The 18,628-nt window shown below is 34.1% G+C and carries 8 protein-coding genes; all 8 read left to right on the top strand.

From position 1 onward, the window contains the following. The first annotated feature begins 118 nt into the window (after positions 1–118). The 8 genes from uvrB (at position 119) to bsdE14_RS05410 (ending at position 18,625) form a co-directional block, all read left to right on the top strand. On the top strand, positions 119–2,101 hold the full coding sequence (uvrB, locus tag bsdE14_RS05445) for an excinuclease ABC subunit UvrB (protein ID WP_264848949.1): 1,983 nt from the start codon (positions 119–121) through the stop codon (positions 2,099–2,101). A 16-nt stretch (positions 2,102–2,117) separates the two neighbouring features. Further along, positions 2,118–4,940 carry an excinuclease ABC subunit UvrA gene (gene uvrA / locus bsdE14_RS05440; protein ID WP_264848948.1) on the top strand — a complete coding sequence of 941 codons (2,823 nt, stop codon included), beginning with the start codon at positions 2,118–2,120 and terminating at the stop codon, positions 4,938–4,940. A 122-nt stretch (positions 4,941–5,062) separates the two neighbouring features. Then, positions 5,063–5,497 (top strand): FHA domain-containing protein, encoded by a 435-nt coding sequence (locus bsdE14_RS05435; protein WP_264848947.1) that lies wholly within the window; start codon positions 5,063–5,065, stop codon positions 5,495–5,497. An 8-nt stretch (positions 5,498–5,505) separates the two neighbouring features. After that, positions 5,506–6,702, top strand: coding sequence for an FtsW/RodA/SpoVE family cell cycle protein (locus tag bsdE14_RS05430; RefSeq protein WP_264848946.1), 1,197 nt, complete (start codon positions 5,506–5,508; stop codon positions 6,700–6,702). 18 nt (positions 6,703–6,720) lie between these two features. Then, complete coding sequence (locus tag bsdE14_RS05425; RefSeq protein WP_264848945.1) at positions 6,721–8,148, top strand: peptidoglycan D,D-transpeptidase FtsI family protein; 1,428 nt, start codon at positions 6,721–6,723, stop codon at positions 8,146–8,148. 265 nt (positions 8,149–8,413) lie between these two features. Next, entirely contained in the window at positions 8,414–10,279 is a 1,866-nt protein-coding gene (uvrC, locus tag bsdE14_RS05420) for an excinuclease ABC subunit UvrC (RefSeq protein ID WP_264848944.1), read from the top strand. A gap of 132 nt (positions 10,280–10,411) precedes the next feature. After that, the gene (gene murB, locus bsdE14_RS05415) at positions 10,412–11,329 is read left to right on the top strand and encodes a UDP-N-acetylmuramate dehydrogenase (protein ID WP_264848943.1); all 918 of its coding nucleotides are present in this window, start codon (positions 10,412–10,414) and stop codon (positions 11,327–11,329) included. Positions 11,330–11,581: 252 nt separating this feature from the next. Further along, positions 11,582–18,625, top strand: coding sequence for a carbohydrate binding domain-containing protein (locus bsdE14_RS05410; protein WP_264848942.1), 7,044 nt, complete (start codon positions 11,582–11,584; stop codon positions 18,623–18,625). Positions 18,626–18,628 lie beyond the last annotated feature (3 nt).

The following is an 18,628-nucleotide window of genomic DNA, read 5'->3' as shown; positions in this document are numbered from 1 at the left end:
ATTAATATAGCGAACAAATGTTCAATAATTACTATCGATTGTACATTAAGTAATATATGACATAAACATCTTATGGGATATTGGAATTTAGCATAATATAAGGAATTCAGGAGGGAATATGGGCGAATTTAAGATACATTCAAAATTTAAACCTACGGGAGACCAACCACAAGCCATCGACAAATTGGTTGAGTCTATAAATAAAGGAGATAAATTTCAGACACTTTTAGGGGTAACAGGTTCAGGAAAGACCTTCACTATGGCTAATGTTATTGAGAGAGTTCAAAAGCCAACTTTAATACTTGCGCATAATAAAACCTTGGCTGCGCAGCTTTGTTCCGAATTTAGAGAGTTCTTTCCTGAAAATAGTGTGGAATATTTTGTATCTTACTATGATTACTATCAACCTGAGGCATATGTTGCTCAGACTGATACCTTTATAGAAAAAGATGCATCTATAAATGATGAGATAGATAAGCTTAGACACTCTGCTACATCTGCGCTATTTGAGAGAAGGGATGTTATAATTGTTGCTTCAGTATCCTGCATATATGGTCTAGGTAACCCAGAAGAATATAAAAACCTTACTATATCTTTAAGAGAAGGTATGGTTAAAGACAGGGACGAAGTGATAAAAAAACTAGTTGAAATTCAGTATGAGAGAAATGAAATCAATTTTGTGAGAGGAACCTTTAGAGTTAGAGGGGATGTAATAGATATTTTTCCGGCATCATCAACAAGTAAGGCTATTAGAGTAGAATTCTTTGGTGATGAAATAGATAGGATAAGGGAATTTGATTCATTAACTGGAGAAATAATTAATTCACTAAAGCATGTATCTATATTCCCAGCTTCCCACTTTGCTACCTCAAGGGATAGGCTGGAAGTTGCAATAAAGCAAATAGAACTTGAGCTTGAAGACAGACTTAAGGAGCTTACTGCTCAAGATAAGCTTCTGGAAGCTCAGAGGTTAAAGCAGAGAACAAACTTTGACATAGAAATGATAAGAGAAGTTGGATATTGCAGCGGCATAGAAAACTACTCAAGAGTACTTGATGGCAGAGCACCAAATACTCCACCTAAGACTTTACTTGATTACTTTCCAGATGATTTTATGATCTTTATTGATGAAAGCCATGTTACACTGCCTCAAGTAAGAGCAATGTATGGCGGCGATAGATCAAGAAAAGAAAGCTTAATAGAGTATGGTTTTAGACTACCTTGTGCATTTGATAACAGACCTCTAAAGTTTTCAGAGTTTGAACAAAAGATGAACCAGGTTTTATTTGTAAGTGCTACACCTGCAGCTTATGAATTAGAGCATTCTAAAGTTGTAGCGGAACAGATTATAAGGCCTACAGGGCTGCTGGACCCGGAAATAGTAATTAAGCCTGTAAAGGGACAGATTGATGACCTTTATGCTAGAATAAATGAAACTATAGATAGAGGGTTTAGAGTGCTTGTTACTACACTAACCAAGAAAATGGCTGAGGATCTAACAAAGTATTTTAAAGAGATGAATGTAAAGATCAACTATATGCACTCAGACATTGACACCCTTGAGAGAACTAAGATTATAAGAGATCTTAGGAAGGGTGAATTTGATGTGCTTGTTGGTATAAACCTTTTAAGAGAAGGCTTAGATATTCCAGAAGTAGCAATGGTGGCCATTCTAGATGCGGATAAAGAGGGCTTTTTAAGATCAGAGACCTCACTTATTCAGACCATTGGTAGAGCTGCAAGAAACTCCGAGAGTAAAGTTATAATGTATGCTGATAATATTACAAGGTCTATGGAGGCTGCTATTAGTGAGACTAATAGAAGAAGAAAGCTGCAGATGGAATATAATGAAAAAATGGGTATTGTACCTAAGACTATTATGAAGGAAATAAGAGAACTAATTGAAATATCTACAGTTGCAGAAGAAAATGCAGAATATAACAGTCTAGAAGAAGCAGTTCAAGGTAATAATGAAAATATTGATAAACTCATAGAAAAATACGAGAGTGAAATGAAGCTGGCAGCAAAAGATCTTCAATTTGAAAGAGCAGCACAGCTTAGAGATATAATCTTCAAGCTTAAAAAGCAGAAGACAAAGTAGTGAAAGGAAGAAATGCATGAAAGATAAAATTATAATTAAGGGTGCAAAGGTGCACAATTTAAAAAATGTAGATTTAGAGATTCCAAGAGATAAATTTGTAGTATTCACTGGCCTTTCAGGTTCTGGTAAGTCTTCTTTAGCTTTTGATACGCTTTATGCAGAAGGACAAAGAAGATATGTAGAATCACTTTCTGCTTATGCAAGACAGTTCTTAGGCCAAATGAATAAACCTGATGTAGAATATATAGAGGGTTTGTCGCCAGCTATATCTATCGACCAAAAGACCACCAGCAGAAATCCACGTTCCACGGTAGGAACTGTAACTGAGATATATGATTACTTAAGACTTCTATATGCCAGAATAGGAGTACCACATTGTCCAAAGTGCGGTAAGGAAATAAAGCAGCAGACAATAGATCAAATGGTGGATAGAATTATAGAACTGCCTGAAAGAACAAAGATACAGATCCTTGCACCTATAATAAGAGGACGAAAAGGAGAGCATGTTAAGGTTCTTGATAATATAAAGAAGAATGGCTTTGTTAGAGCTAGAATCGATGGAGAAATAATAGAGCTTGCTGATGAAGAAATTAAGCTGGAAAAAAATATAAAGCACAATATAGAAGCTGTTGTAGACAGACTTGTTATAAAAGATGATATAAGAAGCAGACTTTCAGATTCACTAGAAACTGCACTTACTCAAGCTGAAGGACTAGTTATAGTGAATGTTATTGGTGGAGAGGACATTCTATTTAGCGAAAAATTTGCCTGTGCAGATTGTGGAATAAGCATAGATGAGCTTGCTCCAAGACTGTTTTCTTTTAATTCTCCTTTTGGTAAGTGCGATAGCTGTGATGGACTAGGAACACTTATGGAAATAGATGAAGACTTGGTTATACCTGATAAAAACAAAAGTATAGCTGAAGGAGCTATTGTACCTTGGAGTGGCACCAGCGGCAAAGAAGATTCTTGGACTTACAGTGTTTTAAAGGCCTTATCAAAGGAATATAAGTTTAGTTTAGATACACCTATATGTGAGCTGCCAAAGGAAATTGTGGATATTTTACTTTATGGTACTAATGGACATAAGGTAAAGGTTAGATATGAGAGAGAGTCAGGGACTGGTGAGTTTAATCATGCTTTTGAAGGTGTAATAAACAATTTAAAGAGAAGGTACTTTGAAAGTAATTCAGATTATATAAAGAATGAAATAGAAAACTATATGAGTAATTCTCCATGTCCTAAGTGTAAGGGCGATAGGCTTAAACCTGAAGCGCTTGCAGTAACAGTTGGGGGTAAAAATATAAGTGATTTTTGCAGGTTAGCCATTAAAGAAGAATTAGATTTTATTGAGGGCTTAAAGCTTTCAGAGAAGGATGTTATAATCAGTAATCAAATATTAAAGGAAATAAAAAGCAGATTAAAGTTTTTAGTAGATGTAGGTCTTGATTATCTTAATTTGGCAAGAAATGCAGGAACTTTATCTGGGGGAGAAGCACAAAGAATAAGACTTGCTACGCAAATAGGTTCAAGCCTTGTAGGAGTACTGTATATATTGGATGAACCTAGCATAGGACTTCACCAAAGGGACAATGACAAGCTTATAGCAACACTAAAGCATCTCAGGGATTTAGGAAATACTCTTGTTGTTGTTGAACACGATGAAGATACTATGATAGCTTCTGATGTTATTGTAGATATAGGACCAGGGGCCGGTGAAAATGGAGGAAAGGTAGTTGCAGTAGGTACTCTAGAGGATATAAAAAAATGTGAAGAGTCTATTACTGGTCAGTATTTGAGCGGAAAGAAGAAGATTGAGGTCCCTAGTGAAAGAAGAGCTGTAACAGGTAAGGTAATCACCGTAGCTGGTGCTAAAGAAAATAACCTTAAAAATATAACTGTAGACTTTCCATTAGGAGTATTTACCGCTGTTACTGGAGTATCTGGATCTGGAAAGAGTACTCTTGTTAATGAAATATTATTTAAGGGACTCCATAAAAAATTAAATAACTCAAAGGATAATCCAGGAAGGCATAAGGAGATTTTAGGGGTCGAAAATATCGATAAAATTATAGATATTGATCAAAGTCCTATTGGTAGAACACCTCGTTCTAATCCTGCAACTTACACTGGGGTATTCGACCTGATTAGAGAGGTGTTTTCTACTACAGCTGAGTCCAGAATGAGGGGCTATAAGCCGGGAAGGTTCAGCTTTAATGTAAAAGGCGGAAGGTGTGAAGCCTGCAGTGGTGATGGCATTATAAAGATTGAGATGCAGTTCTTGTCTGATGTTTATGTGCCATGTGAGGTTTGTAAAGGAAAAAGGTACAACAGAGAGACGTTGGAGGTAAAATATAAGGGCAAAAACATTGATGAAGTTCTTAATATGACTGTAGAAGAAGCTATAGTATTTTTTGAAAATGTACCTAGAATTAAGAATAAGTTACAAACGCTTATGGATGTGGGCTTAGGTTATGTAAGACTTGGGCAGCCATCTACACAACTATCTGGAGGAGAGGCTCAAAGAATTAAACTCGCTTATGAGCTTTCAAAGAGAAGTACTGGAAAGACACTTTATATTCTAGATGAGCCTACTACAGGACTTCATATAGATGACGTGAACAGGCTTATAGCAATACTTCAAAGACTTACAGATGGTGGAAATACTGTAATAGTTATTGAGCATAATCTTGATGTGATAAAGTCCGCTGATTATATTATTGACTTAGGTCCTGAAGGAGGCAATAATGGGGGAACTATTCTTTGCACAGGTACCCCTGAGCAAATTGCAGTGAATGAAAATTCTTATACAGGACAATATTTAAAAAAGATGTTATAATTATAAAAGACTAGCATATAAAATTAATGCTAGTCTTTTGACGTTGACGATTTACAATTTTGAATCAAAGGCTAATTAAAATTTTTTAATTTTAAAATATAGGTTTAAGGTAGGTGGATTTAGTGGATTTCAGCAGACTTACAGTGATTTTTAGATTTATAATAATAGGGATAGTATATATAATAATATTATTTGCTCTAAGGATTATGTATAAGGACATAAAAAATGGAGGAAGAAAAAAGGTTACAAGGAAAAAAGCTTTTGGACTCGAGGTTTTAGATCCAGGGCGTAACTCTATACTAAAAAAAGGTTCTGTGCTTCCAATAAACAGAGAAGTGACTATAGGAAGAAAAGAGAATAATGTGCTTGTGATGGATGATCAATTTGTATCTGGTCATCATGCAAGAGTATTTATTAAGAATACGGATTATATGCTTGAGGATTTGGGAAGTACTAACGGAACCTTATTAAACGGTGAAAGAATTGATGGTAAAATCATATTAAAGGTTGGGGATGAAATCGAAATAGGAAGCGCAGCCTTTAAAGTAATAGGATAGGTGATAATGTGGATAGCGTAAGAGATGAGAGGAAGCTTCTAAGGTACACATATCTATTATGTCTAGTATGTTTTGGAAACTTGGCTCTTCTAAAGCAGCCCTTTGATAAAGGGGCCTTAGTTTTTGCAGCAATAATCTGTGTATTAATAGGTTATTCTCACTTTGTAATAAGAAGATTTTATCCTGATGGGGATAAATACATATTTATTTTTGCAAGTATACTTTCTGTAATTGGAATTATGACACTATATAGATTGGAGCCTTCTACAGCTGTAAAGCAGCTTATTTGGTTTGCACTAGGTGTTGCAGCTTATATAATTATTGTTGTCATGCTTCCAGATTTAAAAAAGTATGAAAAATATAAATACTTTTATTTAGTTATGACCATAATTTTTATGGGAATGGCATTAGCTATAGGTAGTGCAAGATATGGATCTAAGAACTGGGTTTTTATTGGAAGCTTTAGCTTTCAACCTTCTGAAATGGGAAAACTCTTTCTTACTGCATATTTAGCTTCTGCACTTAAAGATTATGAGGATTTTAAGGATTTAATTGAACCTGCTATAGTAGTTATGGTATGCCTAGGTTTTGTAGTACTTCAAAAGGACCTTGGTACAGCGCTAATAATATTTGCACTTTCTATTACTATTCTTTATATATCTACCTCAAAGTTTAAATATGTACTTACTGCTTTAGTGCTCTTTATAATAGGTGCATTTTTAAGCTATAAGCTGTTCGGTCATGTAAGGCTAAGAGTTATGATATGGAAGAATCCTTGGCCTTATGCTACTGATCAAAGTTATCAAATTGTTCAGTCGTTAATTGCTATTGCATGGGGAGGAATGTTTGGAACTGGCTTAGGCTATGGATTTCCCAAATATATTCCGGTAAATATATCTGACTTTATTTTCACAGTTATATGCGAAGAACTGGGAATAGTAATGGGTTTAGGTATAATAATCATATACTTCTTGCTTTTTTACAGATGTATGAGAGCTTCTATATATGTAGAGGATAAATTCTCAAGGCTTTTAGCAGTTGGCTATAGCGCAATTATAGCTTCACAGGCACTGGTTATCCTCGGCGGTGTTGTTAATCTTATTCCGTTAACAGGAATTACTTTACCTCTCGTAAGCTATGGAGGGACCTCTATGTTAATTACCTTTGCTTCTTTAGGTATAATTCAAAAGATATCTGAGGCTTAGCAGGAAGGAGAGAGTGTAATGGAAAATGATATATCAATTAATATAAAAAAGGTTATGATAGTATTTTTACTTTGCTTTATAAGTATAATTTCCTACATAACATATTTCGAACTTTTTAAAGCTCAGGATATTGCTAAGAGTCAGTATAATAAAAGACTTTGGGCAATTAGAAATGAGGTTCTTAGAGGTACAATTTATGATAGAAATATGAAGCCACTAACCAAGAGTGATAGAGTTAATACAGAAACTCAGAAAAGGGAGTATACAGGTGGTGCTCTGTTTGCTCATGCCCTTGGATACGTAGATATTAAATACGGCATGACTGGATTAGAAAACACCTATGACCCAGATTTAATGCATGCACAGAGCCAAAGTTTAATAGAGTATATAAAAAATAAGGGTAAGGCTGAAGAAAAGATAGGAAGGAACTTAAAGACAACCTTGGATTATAATGTTCAAAAGACTGCCTTTGATATGCTGGGAGATAATAGAGGTGCAGTGGTGGCGTTAAATCCAAAGACAGGAGAAGTTCTTGCACTTGTATCAAAGCCTTCTTTTGATCCTAATGATTTGGCTAATTCTTGGGCTGATTTAAATAAGGAAGGCAGCAATAGACCGTTACTTAATAGAGCAACTTCAGGACTTTATCCTCCGGGATCAACCTTTAAAACTGTTACTTCAGTAAGTGCTTTAGAGAATATAAAGGGTATAACCACAAGAAGATTTGAAGATAAGGGTAAGATATATTTTAATAACAAGTACTCTTTAAATAATTTTGGTGGAGAAGTACTTGGCAATATAGGATTCAAGGAGGCATATTATGAGTCAAGTAATGCTTTTTTTGGAACTATAGGTATGGAGCTTGGAAATGATAAGCTTAAGGAAACGGCTGAAAAGTTTTATTTTAATAAAAATATCCCTTCAGAGGGATTAGTTATTGAGAACAGCAAATTTCCCAAAGTTCCTAAGACTGAACCTGGAAATATAGCTCAAACTGCTATAGGACAGGGAGCTGATTTGGCAACTCCTATGGAAATGGCCCTTGTAGCAAGTACAATTGCTAATGATGGTGTTATGATGAGACCATCTTTAGTTAAGGAAGTTATTGATCCAAAGGGAAATCTAGTAAGAAGCATAGAACCTCAGATTCTTTCAAATGTAACTTCTAAGGATAATGCAGCTATTATGAAGGATTATATGAGAGCGGTTGTTACAAATGGAACTGGAGGAAATGCAGAGGTTCCAGGAATAAAAGTAGCAGGAAAAACAGGGACTGCGGATCATAATGATGAGCCTAATTCAATTCCTCACTCCTGGTTTATAGGTTTTGCACCTTACGACAATCCACAGATAGCTGTAGCTGTTATTGTAGAAGACGGTGGTCAGGGAGGAATAGCTGCTGCAAAAATTGCTGGGCAAGTTATGAAATCAGCACTTAAAAAGTAAGTTCCTATTTATATACAAATGTTTTATGGTATAATAGAGTTTGATATTTGCAGTATATTGCAGATATTGAGCTCTTTTTGTTTTAAAAAGAGAAATATATATTAACATCTAACGACATTTCCAGGGAAATATTTTGCATATTTTATGTGTTTTCAAGGAAATAGGTGGTAAATTGACAATATGTGAGATTATACCCATTTAAATTATTGGTTAATATCGTATATTTAATAGATACTTACCCTGTGTTTCGACGAAAGGAGAATTTATGTTTGACTTTGAGTACCATTTGAAGAACTTACCTGATAAACCAGGGGTTTATTTAATGAAAAATTCCCTTGGGGAGATTATCTATGTTGGAAAAGCAAAGATACTTAAAAACAGAGTAAGACAGTATTTTCAAAGTTCTAAAAACCATTCAGAAAAGGTAAAGGCTATGGTTAAAAACATAGCGGAGTTTGAGTATATAGTTACTGATTCTGAAATGGAAGCTTTGATTTTAGAGTGCAATTTAATAAAAAAATATAAACCAAGATATAATATATTACTTAAGGATGATAAGCATTACCCTTTTATTAAAGTAACTACAAATGAAGATTTTCCAAGAGTATTTATGACAAGAATGTTAGCAAAAGATGGAGCAAAATATTTTGGACCTTATACAGATGTTACTGCTGTATATGAAACCTTGGAGTTAATAAAAAAAATATTTCCTATTAGAACCTGTAAAATGCATATAAAAGAGGGCGAAAATAAGGTAAGGCCTTGTTTGAATTACCATATTGGCCTTTGTAATGCTCCTTGCGGCGGTTATGTTAGTAAGGAGGAGTATGGAAAGATTATTAATGATGTAATAGAGTTACTTTCTGGAAAGGACACAAAAATTATTAATAATTTAAAGGTTCAGATGGAGGAGTCTGCTGAAAATCTTGAATTCGAAAAGGCAGCTTCTCTTAGGGATAAGATACTTTCTGTTGAGAAAATAAGAGAAAAACAAAAGATGATGAGTGGAAATTTTGAAGACGAAGATTATATCAGCATTTTTAGCGATGAAATGGACAGTTGTGCTCAGGTGTTCTTTGTAAGAGATGGCAAGGTTTCAGGAAGAGAGCATTTTATTTTAGAGAACACTTCAGGAGAAGAAAAGGGCGAAATTCTCTCAGATTTCATTAAGAGTTTTTATGGAGGAACAGCGTTTGTTCCTAAAAACATTTATGTTCCAGACTTAGAGGACGGTGAACTCTTAGAACAGTGGCTTACAATGAAGAGAGGTTCTAAGGTTTGGATTAAACTTCCTCAAAAGGGCGAGAAGAAAAATATGCTTAATATGGTTGAAAAAAATGCAAAGATTACTTTGGAACAGTTTAAACTTAAATATATGCAAGATAAGGAACTATATAAGGTAGCCCTTGGAGAACTTGCAGATCTTCTTGATTTAGAAGAATTGCCACATAGAATTGAGGCTTATGACATTTCTAATATTCAGGGCGTAGATTCTGTAGGAACAATGGTGGTTTTTGAGGAAGGCAGGGCTAAGAATAGTGACTATAGAAGATTTAAGATCAAGACTGTAAAAGGTGCTAATGATTATGATAGTATGAGAGAAATACTTCAGAGGAGATTTCAACACGGCTTAGATGAAATTCAGAACATTCAGGAGAGAAACCTAGAATTAAGTTCTGGAAAGTTTTGTGTGTTTCCTGATCTTATCCTTATGGATGGAGGTAAGGGGCAAGTAAATATAGCACTTGAGGTTTTAAGAAGCTTTAATATAGATATTCCTGTATGTGGTATGGTAAAAGATGATAAGCACAATACTAGAGGTTTAATATATAATAATATTGAGGTTGAAATAAAGCCAACTTCCAATGTTATGCACTTAATTACTAGAATACAGGATGAAGTGCACAGATTTGCAATAACTTATCATAGAACTTTAAGAGATAAAAGAGTTTTACACTCAGTACTTGAAGATATACCTAATGTAGGTGAAAAGAGAAGAAAAGAACTTCTAAAGAAATTTGGAAGTATTGAAAGTATCAAAAAAGCTTCTTTGGAGGAACTTTTAGATACACCGTCTATAGAAAAAAAGGCTGCAGATAGTATATTAAGCTACTTTAAGGACAATAATTGATAAAGTATACACAAAATGGTAAAATAGTTTTGTGTTAGAATGAGTGTTAATCGAGAATAACTTGATACACACATAAAGCATACATTATACTTGATATATGCGTAATTTTAATAATTTTTGAGGAGAGGCATGATGAACCAATATAAAAATTTTAGTGAAAATTTGAAACATATATTAAATCCAGAAGATATAGCAATAGATGAGCCAATGAAGAATCACACTTCGTTTAAAGTGGGTGGAGCTGCTGATATTTTAGTTACACCAAAAAATATTGATCAGGCTATAAGCGTTATAAAAAGTTGTAATATTGAAAAGGTACCTTTTTATATTATTGGGAATGGTTCAAACCTGCTTGTTAGAGATGGCGGGATACGAGGAGTAGTTATAAAGCTTACAAGTCTTAATAAACTAGAAGTAGATGGTGAAAAAATTATAGTTCAAAGTGGAGCTGAACTTTCTAATGTATCTAAAAAAGCTTTAGAAATGAGCTTAACAGGTTTTGAATTTGCCTGTGGTATTCCAGGAAGTGTAGGTGGAGCTGTCACTATGAATGCTGGAGCATACATCAGTGAAATCGCTAATGTTATTGAAGAGGCAGTAGTGGTTGACAAAGAAGGAAATATTCTAAGACTAAATAAAGAGCAGTTAGAGCTAGGATATAGAATGAGCGCTGTAATAAAATATGGATATACAGTACTTGAAGCAACCTTTAAACTCCAAAAGGGAGACTATAATACAATTAAGAATACAATAGAGGATTTAACTAGAAGAAGAGAAGATAAGCAGCCTTTAGAGTATCCTTCAGCAGGTAGTACCTTTAAAAGACCAACAGGATATTTTGCAGGAAAATTAATTGAAGACTGTGGACTTAAGGGCTTTAGCATCGGTGATGCTGAGGTTTCTAAAAAACACTCAGGCTTTATAATAAATAGAGGTCAGGCATCAGCTAAAGATATTCTTGACCTAATTAAAGCGGTGCAGGACACAGTTAAAGAAAGTTTTGGAGTGGAACTTCATACAGAAGTAAGAATTATTGGGGAAGATTTGTAAAATAACGAAAAGAGATTTTAAGCAACATATTTATAATGCACAATGTAATATTGTGCATTATTTTTTATATGCCTCCATTTAATATTAGAACCTTATATACAAAAAGATATTAAAGTAAAGTTATATTTTGATATTATTGATTTTAAAATAGTATAATTATTGATAGGTAAAACTAATATTTTACAAAATAACATATTTATGATACAATTTATGTAAAATTATGCTATTATTACAACTTCAGGGGGCGGTTTTATGAAGAAAGAATATAAGGTTATTTCTGTGATTTTGTCTGTTTTGATGTTAATCACTGCAATACCATCAAGAGTTTTGGCGGAAAATGTAACATCTAACTCCAATAAGAGCACAGAGAGCGCAGCTAAAGTAAATGGGGGACAAGACCAGGAAGACAAGAGTAAAGAAGTTAAAATTCTAGAAGAGGTGGAAGATAAAAGAGAGGAAAATGTTAAACACTTCCTAAAGGAAGATATGACCTACGAGGCTGTAGTATATCCGGAGGCTGTGCATTATCAAGAAGACGGAAAGTTGAAGGACATTGATAACACTCTGGAAGAAAAAGATGATGTGAATTTAAAGGTTCAAGATAAGATTTCGGATATACGACAAAGCGATGAATCCGAAGGAAATATGTATAAGGAATTATTAAGAAATAAAAAGAACTTAAGCAATTGGGTTGATAGTGATAAAAATATTATTGAAAATAAAAATAATGAATTTAAAACAAAAATAGCAAAGAATGCTAACTCAAATAAATTAGTAAGCTTAAAAAAAGACAATTATGAAATCTACTGGGGTTTAAGGGACGCTAATAATTCCAAGGCAAAAGTTCAAGAAATTACTGAAGAAGATATAAATAAGCAAGCAGATAAAGAAGCGCAAGACAAGATAGAAAATGATAGTAAATTTAAAAATAAGAGTGCTGAAGAAAAGAACAGCATTAAAGATACTATTGCTAACAATGAGAAGAAAAAAGCCTTACAAAAGTACTCTTCTACAGTTACTTTCAAAGAAGCTTTAAATAATGTAGATTTGCAGTACATACTAACAGGAAAAAAGGTAAAAGAAAATATAATTATTAATAAGCAAATTGATAAGCCAGAGTTTAAATTTGATTTAGGTACCGTAGATTTAGAAGCGAAGCTTGAAAATGAAAGCACAGTACTGTTTTATGATAAAAAAGATAGCAAAAAAGTATTGTTTACAATGACAGCACCTTATATGATAGATGCTAATAAAAAAACAAGCGGCAGTATAAAATTAAATTTAGTTAAGGACCCTGCAGGATATGTATTGAGTGTAATTCCAGACAAAGAGTGGCTTAATGATAAGGAAAGGAAATACCCTGTTACTATTGATCCACCAGTTATTACGCCTGTAGGATCTAATCAAATAAAGGACACTGTAGTATCGGATAAATATCCAGATACTAACTATTATACAAATCAGCTGCTTAGAACAGGATACAGCAGCAGCTACGGCAACAATATTACTTATATTAAATTTAATCTACCAAATATAAAATCTTCAGATGTTGTTACTGGAGCCTATTTGAACTTATCGCTTCAAAATGACTCAGGTATTGATAATCAAGTAAACGTACACAAGGTAAAAGAAGATTGGATATCAGAAAATATAACATGGAGATATAGGTCACTCATTGATGAAAGAATAGAGGACTATCAGATAGTTCATGGAGCCTTTTTAAAAAATTACACTTGGAACATTACTAACATTGCAAAGGACTGGTACTCCTCTGGCTTTAATTATGGACTAGCATTAAAAAATCAAGGGAATGCAGGTTATTGTGAATTTACAGCCTCTGATAATACAAGTTATGTTGGAGGGTATCTACCTTACGCACAAATAAACTATACAAGTAATGCAGGACTTGAAAGCTACTGGATATATCATTCTCAGAGTGCTGGAAGAGCAGGAACAGGCTATATTAATGATTATAGTGGAAACTTAGTCTTTACTCATGATGATTATAGTATGAGTGGAAGCAGACTTCCAATGAATATAAAGCATGTATTCAATAGTAATGAAAAGCACACACAAATAGGATATGGATCAGGCTGGAGACTTAATTATTATCAAAGGGTTAATGAAGTTCCTATGAATGGTGAAATGTACTATACCTATATTGATGAAGATGGTACTATGCACTATTTTAAAAATAATTCAGGTGTATATAAGGATGAATCAGGCCTTGATTTAACTATGGCTAAAAATTCTGATGGTACATATACTGTAAAAGATAATAAAGATAACAAGCTGCACTTTAGAAGTGATGGACTTTTAATAGATATTCAAGATAAAAATGGAAATATGATGATTCTTGGTTATGATGGAACTACACTGAGAACTATAAAAGATGGTGCAGGAAGAGTTACGAACTTATTTGTAGATGCTAATAAGAGGCTTAAAACTATAGTAGACCCAAGTCAAAGGACAGTAGCTACCTATAATTATGATGGCGAGAGATTAACAGAAATAGTATATGCTGATGGAAATAAAACAGTGTATTCTTATGATGCTGATGATAAGTTGTTAAGTGCTGAAAACTATGATGGCTATAGACTTGAGTACCAATATTATAACCCAGTACCATATAGGGTAAGTAAAGTGATTGAAAAACATAAGGATGGTACTATGGGAGGAGAGTATAGCATTTCCTATAGTAATAACAGTACAACTTATGTAGATGAAGCAGATCCAAACAAAAAGAGCAATACCTACTATTTTAATGATATGGGGAATACCATTAGTGTAAAGGATAACCTTGGAAATGCAAAATACTATAAATACTATAATAAAAATGATGCAAATGGTGGAGTAAATAAGCTTCAACTTGAATCTAAGCTTCAGAAAACTGTAGTAAACTATCTGAAAAATCATAATGCAGAGTTAGATTCTGATTGGATATCAGATTATTGGACTGGTTCAACAGGTTCTTCTAGTTATGCAACCGAAGAAAATTATTCTGGAATTAGAAGCTTAAAGGTTGTAAAAACTAATACTACAGAAAGACAATTTTTCAGTCAGGAACTAAAGCTTGAAAAGGGCAAGACTTATACCTTGTCAGGATATGTAAAGGCTAAGGGGATATCAAATGCTAGTAATGCTGGCGCTACGATTTTTGTTCTATATAAGGACGGTGCCGGCAATTGGCAGAATGCAAATACACAGTTCGTAACAGGCGATACAGAGTGGCAAAGATATGAAATGTCCTTTACTATACCAAGTAATGCAACTGATAATACTGTATATTTTAGACCTGGTATAGTTGGAGCTACAGGTACAGCATATTTTGATTGTTTACAGCTTGAAGATGGAGATTTAGCAAATAGATATAATCTAGTTGAAAATGCTGACTTTAAATATGGTTCAGATACACCAAGCTACTGGAGCAAGGTAGTAAATTCTGATTCTTCAGATACACTAACTCAAAGTGATGTAGCGATAGGTGCCAGCAACTTAGATTTAAATGCATTTAAGCTTACAGGTGCAATAAATAAGGATAAGGAACTTCAACAGCGCATTAATGTATCTGGAAAGAAAGGCGATGTACTCACTGTTGGAGCATGGATAAAGGCTAATTCGGTACCATTAGATGGGGATAGGAGATGTGAATATGCTATTGCTGTAGGAGGTTCTCAGTGGAAGATATTAAGGCCAAGCTATTATTCCACTCAATGGCAGTATGTATCCGATGTGATAGTTGCGGATACAGATTATAGTTATATAAGTGTATACCTTGTTTACAAAAATAACGTTGGTACAGCTTATTTTGATGGAGTTCAGATATATAAAGAGGAATTTGGTACAAGTTATCAATATGATTCAAAGGGTAATGTAGTATCCACAGTAGATTTGTCAAGCCAGCAATCAAAATATGAATATAGCACTAATAATGATTTAGTAAAAGCCACTGACCCTAAGGGAAATAACTTTACCTATGAGTATGATGGAAAACATAATATAACAAAATCAACTTCTGCTGAAAATGTGGTGTGTTCATTTGAATATGATTCCTATGGAAATCCTAAGAAGAGTAAAATAGGTGATGCCACTCTATTTGTAGAATCAAACGCAGCATACACTGATAGTGGAAACTATATGAAATCCTTAACTGATTCACTAGGAAATACTGTTAAGTATGATTATGATGAAACTAAGGGACTTTTAAACAGTGTTACTGATGCAAAAAGTAATGTAACTTCATATAAATATGATCCTAATTTGGATAGACTTAATAGTGTATCAAAGAGTGTTGACGGTCAAACCATAACTAACAGCTACGGCTATGAAAAAGATAGAATAAAGACTATAACTCATAATGGATTCAGCTATAACTTTGGATATGATTCCTTAGGAAATAATACTGCTGTAGCTGTAGGAAATCAAAACTTAATAAATAATAGCTATGAGCCTAGAACTGGCAAACTTCTGAGTTCCACATATGGAAATTCACAAAAGGTAGAAAATATATATGATGTTTTAGATAGAGTAATATCAAAAAAAGTTGACGGAGTTGAAAAGTTTAAGTATAAGTATGATGCTAATGGAAACCTAGGATACCATAGTGATTTGGTTAATAATATTAACTACAGATATATCTATGATTCAGCTGACAGGCTTACCAAATCACAGGATTCAAATGGTAATACAATAGGATATGAGTATGACAAGAATAATAACCTAAGTAAATTAACTGATAAAATTAACAATAATACTTACTCTACAATTTATAGTTATGATAAAGACAACAAACCTAATATTACAACAATAAATGGTGGACAAACCGTTAGTTATGGCTATGATGCTATAGCAAGGCTTAAATCAAAAATAATTAGCACTGGAGCTGCATCAGTAAGTACAACCTATGATTACTTGCCTGGAGTAAATGGCTCTGCTACTACTAAGGTTAGTGAAGTAAATAATAATGGCAGCAAAATAAATTATACTTATGATAAAAACGGCAATATTGATACTATTACTCAGAATGGTAAAAAAATAAAGTATTATTACAATGAAGCAAATGAGGCTATAAGAGAAGATAATGAATCTTTAAACAAAACTTTCAAATATGTATACGATGCTGGTGGAAATATACTATCTAAGTCCGAGTATGCATATACAACAGCACCTATGATAACTGATGGAATATTAGAGCAACCAAGAAGTGAATTGTTTGGAGACGGAAGTTTTGAGCAAGGTACAAGATATGGTGTAGGGAGAGTAGGCTCAGGAGCAACTAAAGTTACCGGCCCTGGCTTTGGAGGACCTAATAATCCAAGAACGGGAAATTTATGTTTCTTCATGGATGGCGGAGCAGGGGACAATTATGCATATATGAATGCAGTAACACCTGTAGTACCGGGTAAAACTTATAATATAAGTTTTTATCACATGGAAGCTACTGCAGGTAAATTTAATGATCATTCAAGCTATGCAAGATTAAGCAATGGAAGCTATCTTGGACTTAATATGAGTCTAGTAGGTGACCAAGTATGGAGACCTCATGTTCAAACCTGGACTTGCCCTCAAGGAGTAAACTCTATACAACTAAGATTCGGCTTCAATGTTACAGCTTACAGCTGGCTAGCAATAGATGACATAAGAATTGAAGAAACTAGTGCAAATAATTTGCTTATAGATGGTGGTTTTGAGGCTAATCTTAGAGATATAGAAGGAAGAGTTGGAATAGGAGCAACAAGGATAACTGGACCAGGCTTTGCAGGAGATAATAATCCAAGAACAGGAAGCAGATGCTTCTTCATGGATGGTGGAGCTGGAGATAACTATGCATATCTTAACGCAGTAACTCCAGTAGTACCAGGAAAGACTTATGATATAAGCTTTTATCATAGGGAAGCAACATCGGGTAAATTTAATGGTCATTCAAGCTATGTTAGGCTAAGTAATGGTAGCTATCTTGGACTTAATATGACCTTTGCAGAAAATCCAGTATGGACTAAGTATACACAAACATGGACTTGTCCAGATGGAGTTAATTCAATACAATTAAGGTTCGGATTTAATGCTACAGCTTATAGCTGGCTTGCAGTGGATGATATTAGAATAGTAGAAAGTGGTACAAAAATAGAAACGAATAATCCACTAAAAATCTATAATTATACTTATGGTGATTCAAACTGGAAAGACAAGCTTAAGAGCTATGATAATAAGAGTATAGATTATGATAATATTGGAAATCCAATTTCATATGATGGTTACACATATGCTTGGGAACAGGGAAGACAGCTTAAATCTATAAGCGGAAATGGTAAAACTTTAGGGTTTAAGTATAATGATGCTGGAATAAGAACTGAAAAAAGTTATAATGGAACAGTAACCAAGTATCATTTAATTGGAGATAAAGTTACTTATGAGGATAATGGTACAGATAAGATATATTACACTTATGACAGTTCAGCACACCTTGTTTCAATGAACCTCAATGGTGTAGAATATTACTATATAAGAAATGCTCAAGGAGATATTATAGGACTATTTGATAAGAATGGTACTCAGGTAGTAAGCTATACTTATGATACTTGGGGTAAGCTTATATCAATTGATGGAAGCTTAAAAGATAGTGTTGGAGTTAAAAACCCTTACAGATATAGAGGGTATAGGTATGATACCGAGACTGGGCTGTATTATATTCAAAGCCGTTACTATAATCCAGAGTGGGGGAGGTTTATCAATGCTGATGCAGTAGCGGGAAAGATAGGGGAATTACTCAGCCATAACGTGTTTGCATACTGTTGTAATAATCCTATAAGTAGGGAAGACCCAGATGGATTCTCTTGGAGAGACCAAACAGAAGGCGGCGGCGGTGGCTTAGGAGGGCTTATAGCTCTAGGTGCCATGACAATGGCAGAGAAATCACAGCCAGAGATAGAGTCATCTGTAGAAAGGACTGTTTCTAGAAGAGACATAATACAGAAGGCAGTAAATGCAACTCAAAAAATAGTAAGAAATCCTTATGGAAAAAAGGGTTCACCTGCACATCAAGAAGCTATTTCAAAAGTTCAGAGTCTGCTAGAAAAGTATGATTGTAAAGTACAGCGCGAATTTTATGTTCCAATAGAAAATGGACTTAAACGCAGTAGATATGGCGATTTGCTTATTACAGAACCTAACGGAGAAAAATGGATAGTTCAAGTTGGAAAACAAACATTATCAGGGAAGCCTGTGCCGAGAGAGAGAGATGCCATAATGGACCTACTGAAATCTGGATATCAGTCAATTTTTGTTCCATATAATTAGGAG

Source organism: Clostridium omnivorum (genome assembly GCF_026012015.1).
Taxonomy (GTDB): Bacteria; Bacillota; Clostridia; order Clostridiales; family Clostridiaceae; genus Clostridium_AX; species Clostridium_AX omnivorum.
The sequence above is the reverse complement of the archived record's forward strand: the minus strand, read 5'-3'. Positions and strand labels throughout refer to the sequence as shown.

Excerpts from the sequence above, each read along its gene's own strand:
- bsdE14_RS05410 (WP_264848942.1), top strand. The coding sequence starts at position 11,582 with ATGAAGAAAGAATATAAGGTTATTTCTGTGATTTTGTCTGTTTTGATG.
- uvrC (WP_264848944.1), top strand. The coding sequence starts at position 8,414 with ATGTTTGACTTTGAGTACCATTTGAAGAACTTACCTGATAAACCAGGG.
- uvrB (WP_264848949.1), top strand. The coding sequence starts at position 119 with ATGGGCGAATTTAAGATACATTCAAAATTTAAACCTACGGGAGACCAA.
- murB (WP_264848943.1), top strand. The coding sequence starts at position 10,412 with ATGAACCAATATAAAAATTTTAGTGAAAATTTGAAACATATATTAAAT.
- uvrA (WP_264848948.1), top strand. The coding sequence starts at position 2,118 with ATGAAAGATAAAATTATAATTAAGGGTGCAAAGGTGCACAATTTAAAA.
- bsdE14_RS05425 (WP_264848945.1), top strand. The coding sequence starts at position 6,721 with ATGGAAAATGATATATCAATTAATATAAAAAAGGTTATGATAGTATTT.